Origin of the sequence: Dermacoccus sp. Ellin185, assembly GCF_000152185.1 — a bacterium.
Classification (GTDB): domain Bacteria; phylum Actinomycetota; class Actinomycetes; order Actinomycetales; family Dermatophilaceae; genus Dermacoccus; species Dermacoccus nishinomiyaensis.
Genome location: NZ_AEIQ01000069.1, coordinates 61623 through 88340, shown reverse-complemented (window position 1 = coordinate 88340; position 26718 = coordinate 61623). Strand labels below are relative to the sequence as shown.

Annotated in this window: 18 protein-coding genes; 12 read left to right on the top strand and 6 right to left on the bottom strand. The window is 69.2% G+C overall.

The features are described 5' to 3' along the window. Positions 1-38: 38 nt before the first annotated feature. The 3 genes from cobN to HMPREF0321_RS07425 all read left to right on the top strand — a co-directional run bounded on the left by cobN (position 39) and on the right by HMPREF0321_RS07425 (position 6138). Complete coding sequence (cobN, locus tag HMPREF0321_RS07435; RefSeq protein WP_040014661.1) at positions 39-3719, top strand: cobaltochelatase subunit CobN; 3681 nt, start codon at positions 39-41, stop codon at positions 3717-3719. Positions 3720-3937: 218 nt separating this feature from the next. Continuing rightward, complete coding sequence (gene bluB, locus HMPREF0321_RS07430; protein ID WP_083803229.1) at positions 3938-5779, top strand: 5,6-dimethylbenzimidazole synthase; 1842 nt, start codon at positions 3938-3940, stop codon at positions 5777-5779. Next, a complete protein-coding gene (locus HMPREF0321_RS07425; RefSeq protein ID WP_006945370.1) occupies positions 5779-6138 on the top strand; it encodes a VOC family protein in 360 nt (119 codons plus the stop codon). Before bluB ends, HMPREF0321_RS07425 begins: the two co-directional genes overlap by 1 nt. A 97-nt stretch (positions 6139-6235) precedes the next feature. Here HMPREF0321_RS07425 and cobF read toward each other — a convergent pair whose 3' ends face one another. Together cobF and HMPREF0321_RS07415 are read right to left on the bottom strand one after the other, a co-directional pair. Continuing rightward, positions 6236-7024 carry a precorrin-6A synthase (deacetylating) gene (cobF, locus tag HMPREF0321_RS07420; RefSeq protein ID WP_006945453.1) on the bottom strand — a complete coding sequence of 263 codons (789 nt, stop codon included), beginning with the start codon at positions 7022-7024 and terminating at the stop codon, positions 6236-6238. A 3-nt stretch (positions 7025-7027) separates the two neighbouring features. Then, positions 7028-8479 carry a cobyric acid synthase gene (locus HMPREF0321_RS07415; protein ID WP_006945436.1) on the bottom strand — a complete coding sequence of 484 codons (1452 nt, stop codon included), beginning with the start codon at positions 8477-8479 and terminating at the stop codon, positions 7028-7030. 98 nt (positions 8480-8577) lie between these two features. On the opposite strand from HMPREF0321_RS07415, the gene HMPREF0321_RS07410 reads away from it, so the two are divergent. The 4 genes from HMPREF0321_RS07410 to uvrB all read left to right on the top strand — a co-directional run bounded on the left by HMPREF0321_RS07410 (position 8578) and on the right by uvrB (position 14980). Next, positions 8578-9738: an aminotransferase class I/II-fold pyridoxal phosphate-dependent enzyme gene (locus HMPREF0321_RS07410; RefSeq protein WP_006945435.1), complete on the top strand. Its 1161-nt coding sequence runs from the start codon at positions 8578-8580 to the stop codon at positions 9736-9738. 126 nt (positions 9739-9864) lie between these two features. Next, positions 9865-12228 (top strand): dephospho-CoA kinase, encoded by a 2364-nt coding sequence (gene coaE, locus HMPREF0321_RS07405; RefSeq protein WP_006945340.1) that lies wholly within the window; start codon positions 9865-9867, stop codon positions 12226-12228. Between the two features lie 10 nt (positions 12229-12238). Continuing rightward, entirely contained in the window at positions 12239-12826 is a 588-nt protein-coding gene (gene coaE / locus HMPREF0321_RS07400; RefSeq protein ID WP_006945478.1) for a dephospho-CoA kinase, read from the top strand. A gap of 48 nt (positions 12827-12874) precedes the next feature. After that, on the top strand, positions 12875-14980 hold the full coding sequence (gene uvrB, locus HMPREF0321_RS07395) for an excinuclease ABC subunit UvrB (RefSeq protein ID WP_006945332.1): 2106 nt from the start codon (positions 12875-12877) through the stop codon (positions 14978-14980). A gap of 48 nt (positions 14981-15028) precedes the next feature. Here the strand turns inward: uvrB and HMPREF0321_RS07390 are convergent, their stop codons facing one another. Together HMPREF0321_RS07390 and HMPREF0321_RS07385 are read right to left on the bottom strand one after the other, a co-directional pair. Further along, a complete protein-coding gene (locus HMPREF0321_RS07390) occupies positions 15029-15250 on the bottom strand; it encodes a hypothetical protein (protein ID WP_038570941.1) in 222 nt (73 codons plus the stop codon). Between the two features lie 69 nt (positions 15251-15319). After that, positions 15320-15730: an NUDIX hydrolase gene (locus HMPREF0321_RS07385; RefSeq protein ID WP_038568324.1), complete on the bottom strand. Its 411-nt coding sequence runs from the start codon at positions 15728-15730 to the stop codon at positions 15320-15322. A 215-nt stretch (positions 15731-15945) separates the two neighbouring features. Here HMPREF0321_RS07385 and HMPREF0321_RS07380 point away from each other — a divergent pair, with 215 nt between their 5' ends. Both HMPREF0321_RS07380 and HMPREF0321_RS07375 read left to right on the top strand, forming a co-directional pair. Continuing rightward, positions 15946-17550 carry an HNH endonuclease signature motif containing protein gene (locus tag HMPREF0321_RS07380; RefSeq protein ID WP_040014660.1) on the top strand — a complete coding sequence of 535 codons (1605 nt, stop codon included), beginning with the start codon at positions 15946-15948 and terminating at the stop codon, positions 17548-17550. Positions 17551-17608: 58 nt separating this feature from the next. Then, the gene (locus HMPREF0321_RS07375) at positions 17609-17926 is read left to right on the top strand and encodes a DUF3817 domain-containing protein (RefSeq protein ID WP_006945470.1); all 318 of its coding nucleotides are present in this window, start codon (positions 17609-17611) and stop codon (positions 17924-17926) included. 463 nt (positions 17927-18389) lie between these two features. Here the strand turns inward: HMPREF0321_RS07375 and HMPREF0321_RS07365 are convergent, their stop codons facing one another. Next, the gene (locus HMPREF0321_RS07365) at positions 18390-19073 is read right to left on the bottom strand and encodes an MBL fold metallo-hydrolase (RefSeq protein ID WP_006945413.1); all 684 of its coding nucleotides are present in this window, start codon (positions 19071-19073) and stop codon (positions 18390-18392) included. Between the two features lie 177 nt (positions 19074-19250). After that, on the bottom strand, positions 19251-21083 hold the full coding sequence (locus tag HMPREF0321_RS07360) for a glycoside hydrolase family 15 protein (RefSeq protein WP_006945360.1): 1833 nt from the start codon (positions 21081-21083) through the stop codon (positions 19251-19253). Positions 21084-21202: 119 nt separating this feature from the next. On the opposite strand from HMPREF0321_RS07360, the gene uvrA reads away from it, so the two are divergent. Genes uvrA through uvrC form a run of 3 tightly spaced genes read left to right on the top strand, consistent with a single transcriptional unit; the run spans position 21203 to position 26714 of the window. Next, on the top strand, positions 21203-24301 hold the full coding sequence (gene uvrA / locus HMPREF0321_RS07355) for an excinuclease ABC subunit UvrA (RefSeq protein WP_040014659.1): 3099 nt from the start codon (positions 21203-21205) through the stop codon (positions 24299-24301). Next, positions 24301-24711, top strand: coding sequence for a Rieske (2Fe-2S) protein (locus HMPREF0321_RS07350; protein WP_040014672.1), 411 nt, complete (start codon positions 24301-24303; stop codon positions 24709-24711). The genes uvrA and HMPREF0321_RS07350 overlap by 1 nt, the downstream gene beginning before the upstream one ends. Continuing rightward, positions 24711-26714, top strand: coding sequence for an excinuclease ABC subunit UvrC (gene uvrC / locus HMPREF0321_RS07345; protein ID WP_006945374.1), 2004 nt, complete (start codon positions 24711-24713; stop codon positions 26712-26714). The genes HMPREF0321_RS07350 and uvrC overlap by 1 nt, the downstream gene beginning before the upstream one ends. Positions 26715-26718 lie beyond the last annotated feature (4 nt).

The following is a 26718-nucleotide window of genomic DNA, read 5'->3' as shown; positions in this document are numbered from 1 at the left end:
ACGACGCGGGCGTGGACACCCGCGAAGGAGCTGCCCTCATGGCGCGCATCGCCCTCATCTCCACCTCGGACACCGATCTGCTCAGCGCCCGTGCGAGCGGTGCCGACTACGCCGTCTCCAACCCGGGGCGCGTGCCGACGCACGGCGACGCTTCCGAGGGCGCCGACATCGTCGTCGTCCGCCTGCTCGGCGGCCCGCAGGATCTGTGCACTGGTTTCGCGGCGTACGCCGCCTCCGGCCGTCCCGTCGTCGTCCTCGGCGGTGAGCAGGAGCCCAACGCGGCCCTCATGGAGCGTTCGACGACGCCGCCCGGGGTCGCGGCGCAGGCCCACGAGTACCTCGCGCAGGGCGGTGCGGCGAACCTCAAGGAGCTGCACGCGTTCCTCAGCGACACGCTGCTCATGACCGGCGAAGGCTTCGAACCGCCCGTTGTCACACCCTCGTGGGGTGTGCTCGAGCGCCCCGAGATCGCCGATGACGCCGAGAGCACCGACGGCGCCACGGCCACGAAGAAGCCCCGCGTCGCGGTGCTCTTCTATCGTGCCCAGTACGTCGCGGGCAACGACGCGTACGCCCATGCCCTCGCCGACGCGATCGACCGCGCCGGCGGCATCGGGGTGCCGATCTACGTCTCCAGCCTGCGCGAGGCCGACGCCGAACTGCTCGACCACCTCGCCGGTTACGACGCCCTCGTGACGACGGTGCTCGCCGCCGGCGGGTCGCGTCCGGCGTCCGCGGGCGCGGGGGAGGACGACGAGAGCTGGGACGTCCAGGCCCTCGCCGCGCTCGACGTCCCCATCGTCCAGGGGCTGTGCCTGACGTGGAGCCGCGAGCAGTGGGCCGCCTCCGATGACGGGATGACGCCGCTCGACGTCGCGACGCAGGTCGCGGTGCCCGAGTTCGACGGGCGCATCATCTCCGTTCCGTTCAGCTTCAAGGAGTTCGACTCGGACGGCCTGCCGTCCTACGTCGCCGACCCGGAGCGCTGCGACCGCGTCGCGGGCATCGTCGTCGGGCACGCGCGGCTGCGTCATCTCGACCCGGCGGAGCGCCGCATCGCCGTCATGCTGTCGGCGTACCCGACGAAGCACTCGCGCATCGGCAACGCCGTTGGCCTCGACACGCCCGTCTCGACGATCCGGCTGCTGCGCGCCATGCGCGAGGCCGGTTACGACCTCGGCGAACGCGGCGCGATCCCCGGTCTCGACGACGTCGAACCGATCGAGGGCGAGGAGCTCGACACGACCGCGGGCAACGCGCTCATCCACGCCCTGATCGCCGCGGGCGGGCAGGACCCGGAGTGGTTGACGGACGCGCAGCTCACCGACGCGCACGTACGTATCCCCGCAGCCCTCTACCGCGAGTGGTTCGCCCGCCTGCCCGAGGATCTGCGCGAGGGGATGAGCGAGCACTGGGGTGAGGCGCCCGGTGAGCTGTTCGTCGACCGCTCCCATGACGAGGCCGGCGAGATCGTCACCGCGGCACTGCAGGCGGGCAACCTCGTCATCCTCGTGCAGCCGCCGCGCGGCTTCGGTGAGAACCCCATCGCGATCTACCACGACCCCGACCTGCCGCCGACGCACCACTACGTCGCGACCTACCGGTGGATCGAGGAGGAGTTCGGCGCCCACGCCGTCGTCCACATGGGCAAGCACGGCAACCTCGAGTGGATGCCGGGCAAGAGCCTCGGCATGTCCGCCTCGTGCGGCACCGATGCCGCGCTCGGCTCGCTGCCGCTCATCTACCCCTTCCTCGTCAACGACCCCGGCGAGGGCACCGAGGCCAAACGACGCGCGCACGCGACGATCGTCGACCACCTCGTGCCGCCGATGGCGCGCGCCGAGAGCTACGGCGACATCGCCCGCCTCGAGCAGCTGCTCGACGAGTACGGCAACGTCAGCGTCATGGACCCGGCGAAGGCGCCGGCGCTGCAGGGCGAGATCTGGACGCTCATCCGCGCGGCCGAGCTGCACCACGACCTCGGCCTCGAGGACATGCCGGACGAGGATTCGTTCGACGAGTTCGTCATGCACGTCGACGGGTGGCTGTGCGAGATCAAGGACGTGCAGATTCGTGACGGTCTGCACGTGCTCGGCGCCGCGCCCGACGGCGAGGGCCTGACGAACCTCGTCGTCGCGATGCTGCGCTCCAACCAGCTCTTCGGCGGTGCGAAGGACGGGCTGCCCGGCTTGCGCACCGCGCTCGGCCTCGACCCGACGAGTGACGACCGCGACGCCACCGACAACGCCGAGCGGCACGCGCACGCCCTCGTCACCGCATTGGCTGCTGCCGGGTGGGATGCCGCGTCGGTCTCCGATGTCGTCGAGGCGCACCTCGCGGGGTTGGCGGACGACGAGGTCGCCGGCGTCGACCGCGCCGGCGTCGAGGCGTCCCTGCGGTTCGCCTGCACCCAGATCGTGCCGCGTCTGCAGCAGACACCGCAGGAGATCACCTCCGTGCTGCACGCGCTCGACGGTGGGTACGTCGCCGCCGGCCCGAGCGGTTCGCCGCTGCGCGGGCTCGTCAACGTCCTACCGACGGGCCGCAACTTCTACTCGGTCGACCCGAAGGCGATCCCGAGCCGCCTCGCGTACGAGACGGGCCGCGCGATGGCGGATTCGCTCATCGCCCGCTACCGCGAGGACGAGGGCGCGCTGCCCGAATCGGTCGGGCTGTCGGCGTGGGGCACCTCCGCGATGCGCACGAGCGGCGACGACATCGGCGAGATCCTTGCACTGCTGGGCATCATGCCCATCTGGGACGAGCAGTCACGCCGCGTCGTCGGGCTCGAACCGATCAGCCTCGAGGAGCTCGGGCGTCCGCGCATCGACGTCACCGTCCGCATCTCGGGGTTCTTCCGTGACGCCTTCCCGCACGTCGTCGCGATGATCGACGACGCCGTCAAGCTCGTCGTCGACCTCGACGAGCCGCTCGATCAGAACTTCCCGCGCGCGCACGCCCTCGCCGACGTCGAGACGCACGGCGACGAGCGGCGCGCCCGCACCCGCATCTTCGGTTCGAAACCGGGTTCGTACGGCGCGGGCCTGCTGCAGGTCATGGAGTCGGGCAACTGGCGCAGCAACGACGACCTCGCGGAGGTCTACACGGCGTGGGGTGGGTTCGCGTACGGCCGCGACCTCGACGGCGCGCCCGCACGCGACGACATGGAGCGCAACTATCGACGCATCCAGGTGGCGGCGAAGAACGTCGACAACCGCGAATCCGACATCCTCGACTCCGACGACTACTTCCAGTACCACGGCGGCATGGTCGCGACGGTGAAGGCACTGACGGGTGCCGAACCCAAGGCGTACGTGGGAGATTCGACGAGCCCTGACGCCGTGCGCACCCGCACGCTGACGGAGGAGACCGCCCGCATTTTCCGCGCCCGCGTCGTCAACCCGCGCTGGATCTCGGCGATGCAGCGCCACGGCTACAAGGGCGCGTTCGAGCTCGCCGCGACCGTCGACTACCTGTTCGGTTTCGACGCGACGAGCCAGGTCGTGCCCGACTGGATGTACGAGTCGATCGCGTCCGAGTACGTGCTCGACGAGACGAACCAGGCGTTCATGCGCCATGCGAACCCGTGGGCGCTGCGCGGCATCATCGAGAAGCTCGGCGAGGCGGCCGAGCGTGGACTGTGGGCGGAACCGAACCCCGAGACCGTCGCCGCGATGCAGCAGGTCTACCTCGACGTCGAAGGTGAGCTGGAGGAGTGAGCCCCGACGAGTCGCTGCGTGGAGTGCCGGCAGGGCCTGCGCGGGGTGCGCCGTCCCCGGATGTCGAGGGGATTCTGCGTCACGCCGGGGACGCCTCGCTCGCGGAGTCTTCTCGGAGCGCCGACTCGAGCGACGGAGATGGCTTCCGTCGTCCGACGCCTGTCATCGGTGACGCCTCGTCGGCGCGCGAACGCCGCGATGATCCGGCTGGCTGGTCCATGGGCGCGCAGGTGCAGGAAGCCCTCGCCGACGTCATCGGGGCGCGTCGCGACATTCGGCGTTATCGCCCCGACGCGGTGCCGGACGAGCTCGTGCGCGAGGTGCTCGCGGCGGGTCATGCCGGGCCGTCGGTCGGCCATTCACAGCCGTGGCGGTTCATCGTCGTGAGCAATCCGGCGACCCGGGATCGCGCTGCGCACCTCGCGGACACGGCACGCTTGCGGCAGGCTCGTCAGATGCTGCCCGAGCGGGCGGCGCGGTTGCTCGACCTCAAGCTCGAAGGGCTGCGCGAGGCGCCCGTCGGCGTCGTCGTGGCCTGTGACCGGCGCGTGCCCGCAGCGGGCGTGCTCGGGCGGGCGACGTTCACCGACACGGACGTCTGGTCGTGTGCGTGCGCCATCGAGAACATGTGGCTGACGGCGCGCGCCCACGGCCTCGGCATGGGGTGGGTGACGCTGTTCGAACCCGCCGATTTGGCTGATCTGCTCGGCCTGCCCGACGGCGTCGAGACCCTCGGCTGGATGTGCCTCGGCTGGCCCGACGAGCGTCCGCCCGAACCAGGTCTGCAGCGCGCCGCATGGTCGGCCAAGCTGGCCCTCGACGACGTCGTGCTGGCAGAACGCTGGCCCGAGACGGGTGAGATCGATGCCACGGCACGCGAACCGGAGACCGTGGGTGTCGACGGCGGCCCGGCGGCGGCGTTCGGTCCAGGGGCCCCCGCGTCAGGCTTGCGACCGACCGAGCCGCCACCGTCCTACCTCGCCGGCCCCGAAGGCGCCCGTCTCGTCGCCGCCAGCGACGACGCCGACCGCCTGCTCGCTCCGCCGGAGGCGCTCGGGGTGCTCGACCGCGTCGTCAACCGGGTCGCCGCCATCGCCGGGCCGGACGTCGCCGGCGGCACACTGGTCCTGGCCGGTGCCGACCACCCGGTCACCCGCCACGGCGTGAGCGCCTACGCCTCGTCCGTGACGGCCGACGTCATGCGCGCGGCCAGGGCGGGCACTTCCCTTGGAGCGGCACATGCGCGTTCGGCCGGCCTTGCCTGTCTTGTCGTCGATGCCGGCGTGGACGGGCGGCAGCCGGCGCCTGCATCGGGTGCCGATGAGCTTTCCGCGGGCGTCCCCACCGAGCGCGTGGACCTCGTGGGGCCACGGGGTGACCTGGTTGACGCCGACGCGCTCACCCCGCACGACGTCGAGGCGTGTCTTGCGGCCGGGCGGCGGCTCGGGGCGAGGGCCGGGGCGAGCGGTCTCGTCGTGCTCGGCGAGGTCGGCGTCGGCAACACGACGATCGCCGCTGCTCTCGCGGCGGCGCTGCTCGAGGCTCCGTCCGACGCTGTGCTCGGCCTCGGATCGGGCGCGGATGCCGCGATGATGGCGCGCAAGAAGCGCGTGGTCGAGGCCGCACTGGAGCGCAGCCAAGGCTCACGTGACGTCGCCACGAATCGGGGCGAGCGTGCCCGCCTGGCACTCACGCAGGTCGGTGGGCCGGAGGTCGCGGTGCTCGCAGGTGTCGTGCTCGGCGCCGCTGAGGCGCACGCGCCGATCGTCCTCGACGGACTGGCGACGTCTGTCGCGGCTTTGGCGGCCGCACGGATGGAGCCGTCGGTCCAGGCGTATCTCGTGGCGGGTCAGCGCAGCCGGGAGAGCGCGCACGGTCTCGTGCTCGACGAACTCGGCCTCGAACCACTGCTCGACCTGCGCCTTCGCGCCGGCGAGGGCGTCGGTGCGTGTCTCGCTGCGGGGATGATCCTGCAGGCGCTGGACGCGCGCCGCGCCTCCGTGCGCACGACCGATGCCGGCGGCGTACTCGGCGACGGTGATGCGGCAGGAGACAGCTGATGGGGCTGTATCTGTCCCACACGACCTGGGACGCGCGCGATCCGTTCGCCGTCGCGCAGTTCTGGCGCGCACTCATGGGATGGGAGATCGCCGAGCCGGAGTCGTACCGTCCCGGCTCGGACGAGTGCTCACTCGAGGCCCCGAACGGCACCATCGTGCTGTTCTACCGGGTGCCCGATGCGAAGCAGGTGAAGAATCGCGCCCACATGGATCTGCGGGCTCAGGCCTCGACGCGTGATGCCGAGATCGAGCGTGCCCTCGCCCTCGGCGCGACGATGGTCGACGATCGCCGCAGCGACCTCGGCTGGGCCGTCCTCGCCGACCCAGACGGCAACGAGTTCTGCATCCTCGACGGTTGAGAGCTGAAACCCTGTATGGCGCGATCGCGGCTCTCACGACATCCCGCCTCTCAGGAACGAGACCCAGGAGTGCGGTGGCCGACGGCGGGGCCACTCGTCAGGATGCCGGCAGGCTCAGCGCGTAGACGTCCATGACCCAGCCGTGCTCCTGCTTCAGGCGGGCACGAACGTCGACGATCTCGTCGATGACGTCGACGAGGCGGCCCGCGCGCAGCGTCTGCTGGGGCATGCCGACATACGCGCCCCAGTGGATGACGAGGTCAGGGTGCGTCTCGACGAGGTGGCGGCACGCGAGGTGCCCGTCGAGCATGACGACGACCGTTCCGAGGCCGGGGGACCATTCAGTCATGAGCCGTCGACCGGTCGTGACGTGCACCGGTTGGCCGATCTGGTGCAGCACGATGCCGTGCGCCGCGGCGAGGGTCTGGAACGCCGAGATGCCCGGAATGACAACCGAGTTCACCGGCCGATGGCGCGCCAGACGATCGACGACGCGGATCGTCGAGTCGTAGAACGCGGGGTCACCCCAGACTAGGAATCCGACGACGATTCCCGGCTCGAGCGCGTCGATCACCTCGCCCCACGCGTGAGCGCGCGCGTCGTGCCAATCGAGAACACCGTCGGTGTACTGGTGCGCGTCACGCTCGGCGTCGGGGCCGCGCCGCGGATCGGGGAGCGCGACGAACCGGTAGCTGCCCTCGGCCAGATGCGTGCGGCACAGCGCCTCGCGCACCTCGACGAGCTCGCGCTTCTCATCGCCCTTGTCGGCGACGAGGAAGACGTCGACCTCACGCATCGCGTCGATCGCCTCGAGCGTCAGATGACGCGGGGAGCCCGCGCCGATACCGATGACGCGAACCTCGCGAGGGGTCGTGGTGTCCGTCATGATTCAGCCCTTCCTCATCGCCAGGTCGAGCAGCGCGTCGACGTCGAGGTGTTCGTCGCAGGCGTCGGCGAGGGCGTCGATCATGGCTGAACGTCGGGCACGGAACCCCATCGCGCCGTCGCGAGGCACCCACGCCGAGCCCGACGCGCGGGCGACGTCACGCAGCCACGCCCGCCGGAATCCGTCGTTCTCGAGGGTGCCGTGCCAGATCGTGCCCCACACGGCCCCCGCGCACGTACCGCCGGGAAAGTTCGGTTCGGCGGTGACGACACCGTGGTGGATCTCGTAGCCGTCGACGTCCTCGCCCCGCCACGTTCCAGCGGGCCGAGCCAACGTCTTCTCCGCCTCGAACCTCACCGATCCGCGCAGGTGCCCGAGCCCGTCGACCGCCCCGACACCGGATTCCACGGAATCCTCCAGCCGGTCGACGAGCATCTCGTAGCCGCCGCAGATGCCGAGCACCGGCGCCCCACGCCGAACGCGGTCGGCGACGACGTCGGCGAGCCCGCGGGCGCGCAGCCAAGCCAGATCACTGACGGTCGCGCGACTGCCCGGCAGGACGAGCAGGTCGGCCTCACGGCACAGGTCGGCGTCCGTCGTCACCCTCACGTCGACGCCCGGTTCGGCGGCGAGAGCATCGACGTCGGTCGCGTTGCTCGTGCGCGGAAACCGGACGACGGCGACGCTCAGACACGCCTCGTCTGCATCGCCGCCCGCAAGACTCGGTCGCCACCGACCGATCGACAAGGCATCCTCAGAGTCGAGCCACACATCCTCGAGCCATGGCAGCACGCCGCGGCAGGGCAGGCCGGTACGTCGCGTGATCTCGTCGAGACCGGGCTCGAGGACGGACGCGTCGCCGCGAAACTTGTTGATGACGTACGCCGCGAGATGGCGACGATCGTCGTCGTCGAGCAACGCCCACGTCCCGTACAGCGCGGCGAGCACACCGCCGCGGTCGATGTCGCCGACGAGGGCGACGGGCAGGTCGAAGCGGCGCGCGAGCCCCATGTTGACGTAGTCGCCGCCGCGCAGGTTGATCTCGGCGGGGGAGCCGGCACCCTCGGCGATGACGACGTCGACGTCGCCCGCCAGCTCCTCGAAGGCCGTGAACGCCGCGTCCGCGAGGTGACGGCGGCCCGTCGCGTACTCACCGGCGCGCAACCGCCCTGCCGGTCGGCCACGCAGGACGACGAACGCCTCCCGGTCGCTGCCCGGCTTGAGCAGGACTGGGTTGTGCACGCTCGCGGCCTCGACGCCCGCAGCCTCGCACTGCAGGTACTGCGCGCGCCCGATCTCGCTGCCGTCACGGCACACCATCGAGTTGTTCGACATGTTCTGCGACTTGAACGGGGCCACACGCACCCCGCGTCGCGCCCACGCCCGCGCGAGCCCGGTGACGACGAGCGACTTGCCCGCATCGGAGGAGGTACCGGTCACGAGGAGGCCATTCACGCCCCTACCCTAAACGTTTCACGAGGTCTCGCTCTGCGGCATGATGGCTGCGTCGGGCCCCGCGAGATCCGCGGGGCCACCAGCTCGAAAGGCGCACCGTGCCTCGTTTCATCTCCTCCCGTTACCAGGCGGGTTCCGCGACGCAGATGTCCGTCATCGCCGACCGTGCGCGCGAGTTCGACGACGTCATCAACTTCAGCCTCGGCGACCCCGACCTGACGACCGACGCCGGCATCATCGAGGCTGCCGCGGCCGACGCGAAGGCCGGCCACACGCACTACACCTCGAGCCTGGGTTACCCGGAGCTGCGCCAGGGCATCGTCGACATGTACCGCGACGACTACGGCGTAGAACGCAGCGTCGACGACGTCATGGTGACGACGTCGGGCTGCCACGCGATGTGGCTCGTCATGGAGACGCTGCTCGACGACGGTGACGAGGTGCTCGTCATCGAGCCGTACTTCACGCCGTACCCGCACCAGGTGCGTCTCGCGCGCGGCGTGCCCGTCTTCGTGCCGACGACGAAGGAGAACGGCTTCCAGGTGACGATCGGCGACCTCGAGGCCGCCATCACGCCGCGCACGCGCGGCGTCATCGTCAACACGCCGTGCAACCCGACGGGTGTGCAGTGGAGCCGCGAAGCGCTCGAGGGCGTCGCGCGGGTCGCAACGGAGCACGACCTCGTCGTTGTCGCCGACGACATCTACACGTTGTTCACCTACCGCGAGCCGTTCGTGCCGTTCGCGTCGCTGCCCGGCATGGCGGAGCGCACCGTGACGATCGGGTCGTTCAGCAAGGACTACCTCATGACTGGGTGGCGCATCGGGTGGATCCTCGCCCCGGCCGACTTCGTCTCGACGGCGCGTGACGTCAACGAGAACAACGTCTTCACCGCGCCCTCGATCTCGCAGCGCGCGGCCCTCAACGCTCTCGAACGACGCGCCGAGCTGCGTCCGCCCGTCAAGGAGCTCTACCGCGGCCGCCTGCAGCGCGCATATGAGCGCGTGCAGCGGCTGACGCACATGGACGCCTTCGAACCGCAGGGCACGATCTACCTGTGGGTCGACATCCGCGAGACCGGTCTGACGTCGCTCGAGTGCGCCGCGCGCATCGTCGAGGAAGCCCACATCCTGACGATCCCCGGCACCGCGTTCGGCGCGTCGGGCGAAGGGTTCCTGCGTCTCGCTGTCACCGTCGGCGAGGAGCAGATCGACGAGGCCTTCGACCGCCTGGAGCGCATGAGCATCTTCGGCGACTGACGGCGGCCTGGGGGCACTCGGCGCGAGCCGCGGGCACCACGTAGGGTTGGCCCTCGTGCCACGAGGGCACGACCCGGCTCGTGGCGATCGTCCGCAGGCTCGGGCACCACCGACCCCGAAGCGTTGATGAGCTCCTTCACCACCCGTCTGCACGACCGTCTCGGCCTACGTACGTCACCGCGGATCTTCTTCGGCTCCGCTGCGCTGATCGTCGTGTTCACCGCGTCCATGGCACTCTTCCCCGACCCGGTGCGTTCCGTCTTCGGTGCGGCGGCGCACTGGTTGCGTTTCGACCTCGGCTGGTTCTACACGGCGGCCGCGACCCTTCTCGTCGTCTTCTCGCTGGGGCTCGCCGCAAGCCGTTACGGGCGCGTCAAGCTCGGCCCTGACGACGCCGAGCCCGCCTATTCGGGGCTGTCGTGGTTCGCGATGATGTTCGCGGCCGGCGTCGGCGCGACGTTGATGTTCTGGGGCATCGCCGAGCCGATGAACCACTACGCGCGCCCGCCGCTCGGCGCGGCGCCCTACTCGGACGAAGCGGCGTGGGACGCGCTGTCGATCGCGAACTTCCACTTCGGCATCCACATGTGGGCCATCCTCGTCGTGCCCGGCCTGTGCTTCGGGTACTTCACGTACAAGCGGAACCTGCCGCCGCGCGTGTCGTCTGCGTTCCATCCGCTGCTCGGCGACCGCATCCACGGCCCCATCGGCCAGGCCATCGACATCATCGCCGTCGTCTCCACCGTCTTCGGTCTCGCCGTCTCGACGGGGCTCGGTGCGCTGCAGATCAACTCGGGCATGAACGATGTCTTCGGCTTGCCGATCGCCGGGTGGGTGCAGGCCGCGATCCTCGCCGTCATCACGGCGGCTGCGCTGACGTCCGTGCTCGCCGGCATGGACAAGGGCGTCAAGAACCTGTCCTACGCCAACATCCTCATGGCGATCGCGCTGCTCCTCTTCGTGGCGATGACGGCGATGTCGGCCTCCGACGTGGCGCGCGGCATCGTCGAGTCGGCCGGTCGCTACCTGTCGCAGCTGCCGATGCTGTCGACGTTCAACGACACGATGCACCACGGCGCGTGGTCGGGTCAGTGGACGGTCTTCTACTGGGCGTGGACGGTGACGTGGGCACCGTTCGTCGGGATGTTCGTCGCCAAGATCTCGCGCGGACGCACCATCCGCGCGTTCGTGACGGCATCGATCGGGCTGCCCAGCGCCTTCGTCATCGTGTGGATCGGCGTGTACGGCCTCACGTCGATCACGAGCGATCGAGCGAGCGCGAAGGCTGCGGGCCAGGGCGGTTCGCTCGCGCACACCATCGTCGACGAGAACAACCCGCAGGCGGCGCTGTTCCAGTTCTTGCGCGACCTGCCCGGCTACCTGCCCGTCGCGACGCTGGCGCTCGCCGTCATCGTCATCTTCTTCATCACCTCGATCGACTCGGGCGCGCTCGTCATGGACGCCATGGTCAACGGCCACGAGGACGCGTCGGTGCGCCGTCAGCGCGTGTTCTGGTCGCTGTCGGTGGGCGCCGTCTGTGCTGCGATCATCCTCACGGCGGGCGAGGACGGGCTGTCGGCGCTGCAGGAGGTCATCATCGTCATCGGGTTCCCCATCACGGTCCTGACGGTCCTGCAGGCCTGGCTGTTGTTCCAGGCGCTGCGTGAGGACGCCGGAGCGGCACGCCCGATGCGGACCCGCCAGTGGAAGCAGGTGCTGCCCGCCGAGGAGTACGAGCGGCGCGCCGCCGAGGGCGTGCTCGACGAGGACGCCTACGTCGTCCTGCCCGAGTTCGAGGAGGGCACCGAGCCGGAGTTCGAGACGCACGTCCCGACGACGGCGCAGACGCAGCAGCAGGCCGCGGAGCGCGCCGCCGTCTCCCTCGGGCTGACGGGGCCGGTCGCCGCGGGCAAGTCGGTCGTCGGCGACGCGTTCGAGCGCCGCGGCGCGGTTGTCGTCGAGTTCGACGAGGTGATGCGCGAACTGCTCGTGCCGGGCGAGGAAGCCCTCGACCGGTTGCGGGAGGTGTTCTCCGAGACGATCGCCCACCCCGACGGCACGATCGACTGGCACACGCTCGACGACCTCACGACGCGCAGCCCCGCGGCGCGCGAGCGGATGTATGCCGTCATCGGCCCGTTCGTGCGTGCGGAGGCCGACGCCCGGGCCAAGGCCGTGGGCGATGACTCGGTGCTCGTGCTCGACCTCGCGCTGCTGACGGACGCCGCGACGCCGCGCGACTTCGACCACGTCGTCGTCGTGGAGGCGCCGGCGGAGGTGCGCGTCGAACGGCTCATGGCCGAGCGTGGACTGGATCTTGAGCAGGCCTGGGCCGAGATCGACGCCGACACGCAGGGGCGCGAGCGCAGCGACGCGGCCGACGTCGTCCTCTCGAACGAGGGCAGCATCGACGAGCTCGACGCGGCTGTCGGTGCGTTCTGGGACGATGAGGTCGCACCGGCGCTGAACAGTGCCGCGACGCGCGTCTGAGGAGGCGACGATGAAGGTCGGGTTGACGGGTGGGATCGGTTCGGGCAAGTCTGCGGTGGCCCGATTGCTCGTCGAGCACGGGGCGCTGGTGGTCGACGCCGACGCCGTCGCGCGCGAGGTCGTCGCGCCCGGCAGTGCGGGGCTCGCGCAGATCGCCGACCGCTTCGGTGACGGCGTCCTGACGGCGCGGGGCGAGCTGGATCGCGGCGCGCTGGGGGCCATCGTCTTCGCGGACGAGGGCGCGCGGCGCGACCTCGAAGCCATCACGCACCCGCTCATCGCGGCGCGCACGCTCGAGTTGTTCGCCGCGGCGAAACCGGGGCAGGTGCTCGTGCACGACATTCCGTTGCTCGTCGAGCTGGGGCGCGAGGGCGACTACGACGTCGTCATCGTCGTCGATGCGCCCGTCGAGACGCGTCTGCAGCGGCTCGAGGAGCACCGCGGGATGCCGCGTGAGGTCGCCGAGGCACGCATGCGCAGTCAGGCCAGCGACGAGCAGCGCCGCGCGGTCGCCGATGTGTGGATCGACAACGCGGGGGACGAGGACACGTTGCGTCGCCGCGTCGACGACGTGTGGCGCACGCACTTGCAGGGCTGAGGACCGCGGGATTCCGGGGTTGTCAGTGGGCGGGTCTAGGGTTGCGGCATGCGTCCAGTCACCGATCTGCAGCGTTCTGTCGCACCCATCAAGGTCGAATCCGAGTTCGAGCCCGCCGGCGATCAGCCGAAGGCCATCGCCGAGTTGTCGAAGCGCGTCAAGGCGGGGGAGCAGGACATCGTCCTGCTCGGTGCGACGGGTACCGGAAAGTCGGCAACGACGGCGTGGCTGATCGAGCAGGTGCAGCGCCCGACGCTCGTGCTGGCGCCCAACAAGACGCTCGCGGCGCAGCTCGCCAACGAGTTCCGCGAGTTGTTGCCGCACAACGCCGTCGAGTACTTCGTCAGCTACTACGACTACTACCAGCCCGAGGCGTACGTGCCGCAGACGGACACGTACATCGAGAAGGATTCCTCGATCAACGAGGAGGTCGAGCGGCTGCGTCACTCGGCGACCAACTCGCTGCTGACGCGGCGTGACGTCATCGTCGTCGCGTCCGTGTCGTGCATCTACGGTCTCGGCACGCCGCAGGAGTACGTCGACCGGATGGCCCGTCTCAAGGTCGGCCAGGAGATCAACCGCGACGAGTTGCTGCGCCGGTTCGTCGAGATGCAGTACACGCGCAACGACCTCGCGTTCACGCGCGGCACGTTCCGCGTGCGCGGCGACACGGTCGAGATCATCCCCGTGTACGAGGAGCTCGCGATCCGCATCGAGTTCTTCGGCGACGAGATCGACCGGCTCTACACGTTGCACCCGTTGACGGGGGAGATCGTCAACGAGGAGTCGGAGATGTACGTCTTCCCGGCGACGCACTACGTCGCCGGGCCCGAGCGCATGGAGCGCGCCATCGCCGGCATCGAGGTCGAGCTGGGCGATCAGCTCAAGCGGTTCGAGGCCGAGGGCAAGATGCTCGAGGCGCAGCGCTTGCGGATGCGGACGACGTACGACATCGAGATGATGCGGCAGGTCGGGTCGTGCGCCGGCATCGAGAACTACAGCCGTCACATGGACGGTCGTGGCCCCGGTACCGCGCCGAACACGCTGCTCGACTACTTTCCGGAGGATTTCCTCCTCGTCATCGACGAGTCGCACCAGACGGTCCCGCAGATCGGGGCGATGTACGAGGGTGACATGTCGCGCAAGCGCACCCTCGTCGACCATGGTTTCCGTCTGCCGAGCGCGATGGACAACCGGCCGTTGAAGTGGGAGGAGTTCCTCGAGCACATCGGGCAGACGGTGTACCTCTCGGCGACGCCGGGCGACTACGAGATGAGCAAGAGCGACGGCTACGTCGAGCAGGTCATCCGCCCGACGGGTCTCGTCGATCCCGAGATCGTGCTCAAGCCGACGAAGGGGCAGATCGACGATCTGCTCGGCGAGATCCGCACACGGACGGACAAGAACGAGCGTGTCCTCGTCACGACCTTGACGAAGAAGATGGCCGAGGATCTCACCGACTATCTGCTCGACAAGGGTGTGCGGGTGCGCTATCTGCACTCGGAGGTCGACACGTTGCGCCGCGTCGAGTTGCTGCGCGAGTTGCGCATGGGTGAGTTCGACGTCCTCGTCGGCATCAACCTGCTCCGTGAGGGTCTCGACCTACCGGAGGTGTCGCTCGTCGCGATCCTCGACGCCGACAAGGAGGGCTTCCTGCGGTCCGCACGAAGCCTGATCCAGACCATCGGTCGCGCTGCGCGAAACGTCTCCGGTCAGGTGCACATGTACGCCGACAAGGTGACGCCGTCGATGCAGGAGGCGATCGACGAGACGTCGCGCCGCCGTGAGCTGCAGATCGCGTACAACACGGAGAAGGGCATCGACCCACAGCCGTTGCGCAAGAAGATCGCGGACATCACCGACATGCTGCAGCGCGAGTCCGCCGACACGGACGCACTGCTCGGTTCCGGCCGTTCGATGTCGCGTGGTAAGGGTCGCGGCGGCAGCGGTGCGGCGAGTGCCGACGCGAACGTCGCCGCGGGCGCGAAGCGCGAGGCGAGCAGCGCCGCCGACCTCGCGGGCCTCATCCAGGAGTTGCAGGCCCAGATGAGTGAGGCGGCCTCCGAGCTGCAGTTCGAACTCGCAGCGCGTCTGCGCGACGAATTACGTGACCTCAAGAAAGAACTGCGCCAGATGACGGAGGCGCAGAAGTAGCGCCCTGATGGCGTCCGCGGCGCCGGGTGGGATCTCGGCGCCGCGTGGTCATCGCCCCTTGTTGCGAGGATGGTTGCGGGCCTGACGCTCATTGCCGCGGCGATAGTTGCCGGTGAGGCGCGCCATGATCTCCTGAGCGTCACCGTCCTCGACGTCTTCCAAGAAGTCCGCAGCACGCGCGCCCCTAAGAGTCGTCGCTGTGCGTCCGTGATGAGTGATGACAACGACGCCATCACGTTCGAGAAAGGCGAAGCCAGCAGGTTGGGGCATGCTCGACACGCTATGGGCGAGGCAGCCGACCGGCAAGCGAAATACGGTCACGCCACGCCGGGGCTGATGTCATTTGATCGCCCGCATGAGCCTGACGAGGTCCTGACACCCCGCAGGATCGGCCATGGCCAACCGGGGCAGTTCGCTCTCGGCGAACCAGCCGATGTCGTCGTGCTCGTCGGGCGCGATGTTGCGGGGGTTCCCTACCCAGCGCGTCGCGAAGAACGCATGCTTCAACAGGGCTGGATCCTTGCAGGCCATCGGAAATCGCTCTGCATCGATCACCGTCACTCCGAGCTCTTCGACGCACTCGCGACGGGCAGCGCACTCGGCGGACTCGCCGGGTTCGACGTGTCCCCCGGGCAGGTCCCACAGGTCCGGATAATTCATCCGGTTCGGGTGGCGGTGAGCGAGTAGCACCCTCGCGTCCCGAACGAGTGCCACGACGGCAATGTGCGTGGGCAGCGTCGCTGAGGCCATGGGATGAGTCAACCACCAGTCGCCTGTACCTCGTCTGCCGTCAGGCGGTAGACCAAGCGGGTGCAAACCAGCGCCGCCTGATCGCAGGGTTGCACGCGGCGGGTGCTCTTGTGATTCGTGATGCAGCCCTGGCGCGGAGGAAGGGCCGGCCAGTGGGTTCACTCACTATCCCTTTGACCCTACCAAGATTCGAACATGTGTACTAAACTAGTGGCATGGATCAAACGCTGGCAGTGACGGCCGAGACGGTCGCCGCCATGCCGTCCACCGAGCTGGTGGGCGCATGGGTTCTGCTGACGCGCGCGATCGCAGAGCAGGCGCTGGCCGACCCGGAGACATTGGCGCCCTGCTCGGGCGACGCGTTGCCGCGAACCTTCGATGAGCGCCACACGCGCACGTTCACGCTCCAAGCACGACTGGAAGACATCGCCGTTGCTGCGCAGGAGGTGACGAGGGCCGCCGACGCGGTGCTTCACGCCGTCGCCGTCGAACACGAAGACACGGTCGCCCAGCGTGCTCACCTCGACGAGGAGAACTATGGGCTCTGCGAACGCCCTCCGACCGCAGGCGAATTCGCGGGGGATGATCTCGGGAACGCCCTCGGGTGTTCGAGCGCCACCGCGTCGCGCCTCGCTGTCGACGGACGCATGCTCCGCGACCGCGCGCCCGCTCTGCACGAACTGACGCTGCGGGGAGCCTGCCGCACCATGGTGGCCGCCACGCTGGCGCGTGAGATGGCGCACCTCGACGACGAGTTGGCTGCAGAGGTGCTCACGGATCTCGTGAGCGGGGGAGCACACCACCTCAGCGTCGACGGTGCCCGCTCCCGGGCGCGCAAACTGCTGCACGACAGGCGGCTGGCGCAGACCGAGGCCGACACCCTCGACCCCCGTCGTGAGCACGGGCTATGGTTCACGCCCCACCTCGATTTCGACACCCTCACCGAGGTGCGTCTGATCATGGCCACCGAGGACGCTGCCCGTCTCCGCGCCGCGATCGAAGCGCACGCTCAGACGCTCAACGACCATGCGCCAGATCCACGTGACGAACTCGCGCGGTGGCGCGCCGCGAGCCACGTCAGTGTGGCAGGGAGTGGCACCGAACCCCTCGGCGCCGTTCGCGTCGACGCACTGCTCGACCTTGTCTTCGCGAACTCAACGGTCAACACCGTCATGCACCTCAAGGTGCCCGTCCACGCGAGCCCACCAGCGCCTTCCGACCGGCGGTTCGGAACGCTGGAGCCCCCTGCGTCGCTCGCCTCCGTCCCCAACTGCGGTCTCGACGAGGGCGGTCTTGATGAGGACGGTCTTGGTCGGCCCCGTCAGCACGCTGAGGCCGGGCCGATCGGCGTCATCACGCGACCCCTGGACACATTGGGCGCGGCCCACATCCCCGGCCTGGGCCACGTCGACGCGGCAGCCGTTCGGCGCGTCGCGGCGCTCGTCGACACCACGTTCACGATCGACCTCGTTGACGGTGCGTGGACGACGCTCGCGAGTTGCTCGACGACGTATCGTCCCGGCGCGCGAGTGGCGCGGCTTGTCCGTGAGCGTGACGTGCACTGCCGCTTCCCGCACTGCACCCGGGTCTCGACGAACTGCGACCTCGACCACGTCGTCCCGCACGCCGACGGTGGGCCGACGAGCGTCGGCAACCTGCAGGCCCTGTGCCGCCACCATCACCGCGCCAAGACCTTCGGCGGCTATGCCGTGACCATGACGCCAGACGGAGTTTGCACGTGGGAGTCACCGACCGGCCGCCGCTGGACGACTCTCCCGAGCGGGGAGACGGTCGCGACCACGCTCGCTCCCGCGAGCTGAGCTGTTGGCAGGCACGCTCCATCGGCCGGCACTCAGGCCGTCTCAGTAGAATCGCCGCATGTCTCGAATCTTCAAGATCTTCGCGTTCGCCGAAGCTGTTTCCTGGGGTCTGCTTCTCATCGGCATGTTCTTCAAGTGGGTGCTCAAGACCACTGAGGTCGGAGTGCAGATCGCCGGGCCCATCCACGGCGTCATGTTCATCGGGTACGTCCTGTGCGCGCTCAAGCTGTGGCAGGAGAAGAGCTGGCCGAACAAGACGATCGGCATCGGCCTGCTCTGCGCCGTGATCCCGTTCGCGACGATCTGGTTCGAGAAGCGCGCCGAAGCGCGTGGCGAACTCGGCGACGAACCGCGTCAGAAGCCCCTCGCCGGCTGACGATCCCCCTGCACGTGCGACCGGCGGGGCCGCGAACCGCGAGGGTTCGCAGCCCCGCCGCTCGTTCGTCATGACACGCCAGTCGACGAGACGCACCGACGACGCCGGCCCCTGCCTGCGCGTCACTCAGCCGCGGCTGCGATACGAGACATCGCCGGCGCTCAAGGCACCAGAGGTGTTCGCGCACCTGGTCGAGGCATGACCATCCGGTTGGTCACCGCGGCGCGCCGCAGACCCGCGTCGTCGTCGGCGCTCAAGTCGCCAGGCCTGCCCGCGCCACGCATCCAGGTGCGGTCATTCACGCAAAGACCGCGTCGTGCAGGCAAGGGCGGCGATGATGTCGGGCGCCCAGGTCGCCAGGCCTGCCCACGCCACGCATCCAGGTGCGGTGGTCACGCAACGACCGCATCGTGCAGTCAGGGGACCATGCAGTCAAGGGCGACGATGATGTCGGGCGCTCAGCTCACCAACCGCGTTCGCGCCACTCGTCGAGGTGCGGGCGTTCGACAGACAGACGCGTGTCGTCGCCGTGGCCCGGGTGAACGTCGGCATCGTCGAAACGCCCGAAGATGCGATCGCGAACCATGGTGAACAGCTCGTCGAACGACTGCTCATCGGAATGCGTCGTCGCGCCGACGCCGCCAGGAAACAGCGTGTCGCCCGTCCACAGCTGAGGCAGAGCGTCGCTGCCGGCGGGTGGCGTCCACGACAAGACGACGCTGCCGGGGGTGTGGCCTGGCACGTGGTGCGCGACGAGCGTCTGCGCGCCGAACTGAATCGTGTCACCGTCACTCAGCGTCCGCGCGGGCGCGACCGGGAGGTGCGGTCCGTCCTCGAGACCGGCGAGCGTCGCGTCAGCACGCTCGGCGAGCTCGGGCAGGGCGCGGTGATGATCCCAGTGCTTGTGGGTCGTCACGACGGCATCGAGACGATCGACGCGCGCCTCGTCGAGCATCGCAGTGATGGCTCCGGCATCTGCCGCAGCGTCGATGAGCACCGCTGCACCACCCGTCTCGGGCGTCGCATCACGCAGCAGATACACGTTGTTGTGCATGTCGGAAACCGACAGCTTCCACATCGTCAGCCCCGGCAGGTCGAGTCGCGACGGCGCGTCGCCCGGTTTCACATCGGAGAGGTAAGAACTCATGCCTCTAGAATCTCACCCACCCAGCCGCCGGCGCCACAGGTATCGGCGCCGGGTGGCCCGGGCCACGCCGCGCGCAGGGGCGGCCCGGTCCCGTGGCAGCGCGAGCGAGCAGTGAATGCCGCGTCATCAGTGTCGTCGCTTTGGGCCGCCGGGGCAGGAAACCCCGCTCCCACCGCGTCAGACGTTCGCCCCGCGCGCAGCGACCTGCGCCTCATGCAGGTCGTAGCCGGCGCCGATGAGAGTGAGGTGACTGAAGGCCTGCGGGTAGTTGCCGACCTGGGTCATCTCCTCGGGGTCGTACTCCTCGGCGAGGAGTCCGATGTCGTTCGGCAGGTCGCACAACCGGTCGAACAGCTCCTCGGCCTTGTCGAGCTCACCGATCTTCGCGTACGCGGAGACGAGCCAGAACGAGCAGGCGAGGAACGGGTGCTCGTCTCCGGCGAGGCCGTCGACGCCCGATTCGGTGCGGTAGCGCAGGAGGAAACCGCCGCGCATGAGGTCGTTCTCGATGGCCCGCACCGTGCCGATGACGCGAGGATCGTCGGCGGGCAGGAACCCGACGGCCGGGATGAGCAGCAGCGACGCGTCGACCTCGGTCGTGTTGTAGTGCTGCGTGAACGTGTTCTTCTGCACGTTGAAACCCTTCGTGAGGATCTCCTCACGCACGAGCTCGCGCACCTCGCGCCACCGCTCGACGTCGCCCGGGTGGCCGTGCTTCTCGACGGCGGCGATCGCCGCGTTGAACGCAGCCCACACCATGACGCGCGAGTGCGTGAAGTGCTGCAGCGGCCCGCGGATCTCCCACAAACCGTTGTCCGGCTCGTCCCAGTGCTCGGCGAGCTGGTCGACGAGCGCGGCCTGGATCGCCCAGCTCTGCTCGTTCTCGTACCCACCCTTGGCGCGCGCGTGCTCAAAGGCGATCATGACCTCGCCGAGGACGTCCGTCTGCTTCTGGTCGACGGCGCCGTTGCCGACGCGCACCGGCCGCGAATCCGCGTACCCGGGCAGATGGTCGAGTGCACGCTCGGGCAGCTCGCGCCCACCGTCGATCGTGTACATGATCTGCATGTCCTCGGGATCACCGGCGAGGGCACGCACGAGCCACTCGCGCCACTTGATCGTCGCGTCGACGTAGCCGGCGCGCAGCAGCGACTCGAGACCTAGCGAGGCGTCGCGCAGCCAGCAGTAGCGGTAATCCCAGTTGCGTTCACCACCGAAGTCCTCCGGCAGCGAGGTCGTCGGCGCCGCGACGATGCCGCCGCGGCGGCTGTCCGTCAGCAGGTTGAGCACGAGCAGGCTGCGACGCACGACGTCGGCGTGCGGCCCGTCGTAGGTGCAGTGGCCGATCCAGTCGTTCCAGCGCCCCAGCGTCGACGCGATGCGCTTGTCGGTGTCGAGCGGGATCGGGATCGGCTTGTAGCTCGGCACCCACGTCATGCTGAAGTCGAGCGTCTCACCGGCGGAGACGTCGAACAGGTCACGGTGACGCCCCTCGTTGCCGACGGGAAGCCGGTCGCCGCGGAAGATGAGCATGTCGGGGCCGGCGATCGCGACGAGCACCTCCTCGTCCTGCACGTGCCCCGGGTGGTGGCTCACCCACGGCTTCACCTTGCCGTAGTTGAGGCGGACGACCCACTCCTGCTCCATCGTCACGGTACCCTCGAGGCCCTCGACGCGACGCAGGACGTCTGCGCGGCCGTCGCTGACGGGCATGAGATCGGTGACCTTAACCTTGCCGGTCGCCGTCTCGTGGATCGTCTCGAGGATGAAACTGTCCTCGCGGTACGCCCGCGTCGTCGTGGCCTCCTCGGCGGGCCCGAGCAGCCAGCGTCCGTGATCCGGCGTGCCGAGCAGCGCCGTGAAGCAGCTCGACGAGTCGAAGCGGGGCAGACACAACCAGTCGATGGACCCCCGGAGGCTGACGAGCGCCGCCGTCTCGGTGTCACCGATGATGGCGTAGTCCTCGATCGGGGTGGTGTTGACCTCGGAAGGGGTGAAATCCACAGACATGCGCCCCAGACTAATCGGACCGGCGCCATGGCCTGATCCGTCGTCGTGGGCGTGTCCCGGGTGCCCACAGGGGTGGGTTTCTCCGCGCCGTTCGGGGGTTGTCGGTGCGCGCACCTAGCATGGGGGACGTGCCGAAGATTCCAAGCAGCAGCAACGCCGTGGCCCCACGTCGCGGCCACGATCACCTTCTCGTGCGCGGCGCACGGGAGCACAACCTCAAGAACGTCTCGATCGAGATCCCGCGTGACGCGCTCGTCGTGTTCACCGGGCTGTCCGGCTCGGGCAAGTCGTCCCTCGCGTTCGACACGATCTTCGCCGAGGGCCAGCGCCGCTACGTCGAATCCCTGTCGGCGTACGCGCGTCAGTTCCTCGGTCAGATGGACAAGCCGGACGTCGACTTCATCGAAGGCCTCAGCCCCGCCGTCTCCATCGATCAGAAGAGCACGAACCGCAATCCGCGCTCGACGGTGGGCACGATCACGGAGGTCTACGACTACTTCCGTCTGCTCTTCGCCCGCGCCGGTCGCCCGCACTGCCCCGTCTGCGGCGCGCCGGTCGGCAGCCAGACGCCGCAGCAGATCGTCGACTCGATCCAGGAGCTACCGTCTGGCACCCGCTTCCAGGTGCTTGCACCCGTCGTGCGCGCCCGCAAGGGCGAGTACGTCGACCTGTTCGCCGAACTGCAGACGAAGGGCTTCTCCCGTGCCCGTGTCGACGGTGAGACGGTGACGCTGAGCGAACCGCCGACGCTGGAGAAGCAGAAGAAGCACACGATCGACGTCGTCGTCGACCGTCTCGTCGCGAAGGGGCCGGACGACCTCAGCGGCCGCCAGCGCCTCACCGACTCGGTCGAGACGGCCCTCGGCCTCGCGGACGGCCTCGTCGTCATCGAACGCGTCGTGCGCGAGGGCGCCGAGGACGCGCACGACGAGCTGCCGCTCGAGCGCCGTTACTCGGAGAAGCTCGCCTGCCCGAACGACCACGCGCTGTCGATGGACGCGATCGAGCCGCGTTCGTTCTCGTTCAACAGCCCGTTCGGTGCCTGCCCGGCCTGCACCGGTCTCGGCACCGAGCTGCGTGTCGACCCCGACCTCATCATCCCCGACGAGGACAAGACGCTGCGCGAGGGCGCGATCCTGCCGTGGGCGCAGGGCAGCGGTGCCGCCGACTATTTCGTCCGCGTCATGGGCGCGCTCGGCAAGGAGAGCGGGTTCGACCTCGACACCCCGTGGCGCGACCTGCCGGCCAAGGCGAAGACGATGCTGCTCGAGGGCAAGAACCACAAGGTTCACGTCACCTACCGCAACCGTTTCGGGCGTGAGCGCTCCTATTCGACGGGCTTCGAGGGCGTCATCCCGTTCGTCAAGCGTCGCCACACGGAGACGGAGTCGGAGTGGAGCCGTGAGCGCTACGAGGGCTACATGCGCGAGGTGCCATGCCCGACGTGCAACGGCGCACGCCTCAAGCCCGAGTCGCTGTCGGTGACGATCGGCGGCAAGTCGATCGCCGAGGTGTGCGCGCTGCCGATCTCGGAGTCCGCGCACTTCCTCGACGACGTCGACTTCACCTCGCGCGAGCGGCAGATCGCCGAGCGCGTCATCAAGGAGATCGCGGCGCGTCTCGGCTTCCTGCTCGACGTCGGCCTCGACTACCTCTCGCTCGACCGGCCCGCCGGCACGCTGTCGGGTGGCGAGGCGCAGCGCATCCGCCTCGCGACGCAGATCGGCTCAGGTCTCGTCGGCGTGCTCTACGTCCTCGACGAGCCGTCGATCGGTCTTCACCAACGTGACAACCACCGCCTCATCGAGACGCTGACGCGCCTGCGCGACCTCGGCAACACGCTCATCGTCGTCGAGCACGACGAGGACACGATCGCGACGGCCGACTGGATCGTCGACATCGGGCCCGGTGCCGGCGAGCACGGGGGAGAGGTCGTCTACTCCGGCCCGGTCAAGGGCTTGCTCGCGGAGAAGAAGTCCGTCACCGGCGGTTACCTCAGCGGCCGATTGTCCATCCCGGTGCCGCAGACGCGTCGCGGTCAGGACGGTCGCCGCCTCGTCGTCGAGGGAGCGCGTGAGCACACGCTCAAGGACATCGACGTCGCGTTCCCGCTGGGCAACCTCGTCGTCGTCTCCGGCGTGTCGGGGTCGGGCAAATCGACGCTCGTCAACGACATCCTCTACACGACGCTCGCGAACGACCTCAACGGCGCCCGCCAGGTCGCCGGGCGCCACAAGCGCGTCACCGGCACCGAACTGCTCGACAAGGTCGTCCACGTCGACCAGAGCCCCATCGGGCGCACGCCGCGGAGCAACCCGGCCACCTACACGGGCGTGTTCGACGCCATCCGCAAGCTCTTCGCAGAGACACAGGAGGCGAAGATCCGCGGCTACCAGCCGGGGCGCTTCTCCTTCAACGTCAAGGGCGGACGCTGCGAGGCATGTTCGGGTGACGGCACGCTGAAGATCGAGATGAACTTCCTGCCCGACGTGTACGTGCCGTGCGAGGTGTGCCACGGGGCGCGCTACAACCGCGAGACGCTCGAGGTGCACTTCAAGGGCAAGTCGATCGCCGAGGTGCTCGACATGCCGATCGAGGAGGCCGCTGAGTTCTTCGAAGCGGTGCCCGCGATCGCGCGTCACATGCGCACGCTCGTCGACGTCGGTCTCGGCTACGTCCGTCTCGGCCAGCCGGCGCCGACGCTGTCGGGTGGTGAGGCGCAGCGCGTCAAGCTAGCCGCGGAGCTGCAGAAGCGCTCGTCCGGCCGCACGATCTACGTCCTCGACGAGCCGACGACCGGTCTGCACTTCGAGGACATCCGCAAGCTGCTCGAGGTCATCCAGGGCCTCGTCGACAAGGGCAACACGGTCGTCGTCATCGAGCACAACCTCGACGTCATCAAGAGCGCCGACTGGGTCATCGACATGGGCCCCGAGGGTGGTTTCCGCGGCGGTGAGGTCGTCGCCGAGGGCACGCCAGAGCAGATCGCGCAGGTCGAGGCGAGCCACACGGGTCGCTTCCTGCGTCCGCTGCTCGAAGCCGCGGGCGTGACGCCGACGATCGTGGCGCAGAAGCCCGTCATCGACCCGCGCGCGGCGATGAAGAAGACCGCCGCGAAGAAGACGGCGAGCAAGCAGACCGCGGCCGGCAAGACGACCGCAAAGAACACGAGCGCCGCGCCGAGTGCGGCGAAGAAGACGACCCGGAAGAAGGCATGATGAGCGACCTCCAGGCACAGTTCACCCGCCGCAGCGCGATGACCGCGACGATCGCCGTGGCCGGCACCGGCATGCTCGCCGCGTGCGGCGGGGGCGACGACGAGGCCTCGACGAAGTCCGTCGACGCCACGATCGACGCGAGCAAGGTGAGCGTCGGCAGCGGCTTCGTCGACCGCGGCAACTCCATCGTCGTCACTCAGCCGACGAAGGGCACCTTCAAGGCGTTCACGTCCGTGTGCCCGCACCAGGGCTGCCAGGTCGGCGAGGTCACCGACAAGGCGATCGTCTGCCCCTGCCACGGCAGCCGCTTCGACCCGATGACGGGCGCCGTGCTCGCCGGCCCCGCGGACAAGCCGCTCGCCGAGAAGAAGGTCGAGGTCAAGGGCAGCCAGCTGCACGTGACCGGCTGATGGCAGACCCCCGCACCTACCGCCCCAAGACGGGCGACATCCCGACCGAACCCGGCGTCTACCGCTTCCGCGACCGCGACGGGCGCGTCATCTATGTCGGCAAGGCGAAGAACCTGCGCTCGCGCCTGAGCAACTACTTCCAGGATCTGCGGCTGCTGCACCCGCGCACGCGGACGATGGTGACGACGGCCGCCTCGGTGGAGTGGACGATCGTGCGCACCGAGGTCGAGGCGTTGCAGCTCGAGTACGCCTGGATCAAGGAGTTCGACCCGCGCTTCAACGTCAAGTACCGCGACGACAAGTCCTACCCCTACCTCGCGGTGACGATGTCCGACGCGGTGCCGCGCGCGCAGGTGATGCGCGGGCGCAAGCGTCCCGGCACTCGCTACTTCGGCCCGTTCACGCACGCGTGGGCGATCCGCGACACGCTCGATCAACTCATGCGCGTGTTCCCGATGCGCACGTGCAGCAACGGGGTCTACCGACGCGCCGAGGCGTCGGGTCGCCCGTGTCTGCTCGGGTACATCGACAAGTGCAGCGCGCCCTGCGTCGGCAAGGTCACCAAGGCCGAGCACCGTGAGATCGCCCAGGATTTCTGCGATTTCATGGCCGGCGATTCCGCGCGCTTCACCCGGGAGATCGAGCGACGCATGAAGGCTGCCGCCGCCGACCTCGACTTCGAACAAGCGGCGCGCTTGCGCGACGACCTCGGTGCCCTGGAGAAAGTGCTGCAGAAGTCGGCCGTCGTGTTCGACGACGCGACGGATGCCGACGTCTTCGGCGTCGCCGAGGACGACCTCGAGGCAGCCGTCCAGGTCTTCCACGTGCGCGGCGGCCGCATCCGGGGTCAGCGCGGCTGGGTCACCGACAAGGGCAGCGACGCCGGCGTCAACACCGCCGACCTCGTCGAGGCCATGCTGCTCGAGGTCTACGGCGACCTTCAGGGGCGCGACGACGTCCCGCGCGAGGTGCTCGTGCCGTCGCTGCCGCCCGATGTCGAGACGGTCAGCTCGTGGCTGCGCGAACGCCGCGGCAGCAACGTCGACGTCCGCGTGCCGCAGCGCGGCGACAAGCGCGAGCTCGCCGCGACGGTCGCGAAGAACGCCGAGCACGCGCTCGCGCGCCACAAGGTGAGCCGCGCGTCCGACCTGACGGCCCGCTCGCAGGCCCTCGAGGAGTTGCAGGAGAACCTCGGGCTGCCCGAGGCGCCGCTGCGCATCGAGTGCTTCGACATCTCGCACGTGCAGGGCACGAACGTCGTCGGTTCGATGGTCGTGTTCGAGGACGGTCTGCCCCGCAAGTCGGAGTACCGCCGCTTCATCGTCAACGGCATCGAGGGCGAGGATGGCACGCTGCGCAACGACGACGTCGCCGCGATGCACGAGGTGCTGACGCGGCGTTTCGCCCGGCTCGCGAAGGAGAGCGCCGACCTCGCGCCCGCGACGACCGGCGAGATCCCGGCGGACGCGGCGACCGCAGGCCCCTCCCTGCGTGACGAGAACGGCCGCATCAAGCGCTTCGCCTACCGTCCGCAGTTGCTCGTCGTCGACGGCGGACGCCCGCAGGTCGACGCCGCCGCGCGGGCCCTCGCCGACGTCGGGTTCGACGACATCCCCGTCGTCGGGCTCGCGAAGCGTCTCGAGGAGGTGTGGCTCGTCGACGACGACTACCCCGTCATCCTGCCGCGCACGAGCGAGGCCTTGTACCTGCTGCAGCGCGTGCGCGACGAGGCGCATCGCTTCGCGATCACCTTCCATCGCGAGCGGCGCTCGAAGTCGATGACGACGTCCGCGCTCGACGGCATCGCCGGGCTCGGCCCTGCCAAGCAGAAGGCGCTGCTCGCGCACTTCGGCTCGCTCAAGCGCATCCGCGCGGCGGACGCCGACGCGCTGTGCGAGGTCAAGGGCATCGGTCCGACGCTCGCCGAGACCATCGTGCGTTCGCTCCGGCAGGAGCAGGGCGAGCCAGCGGTTAACGTGATGACCGGAGAGGTCGTCGAATGAACGA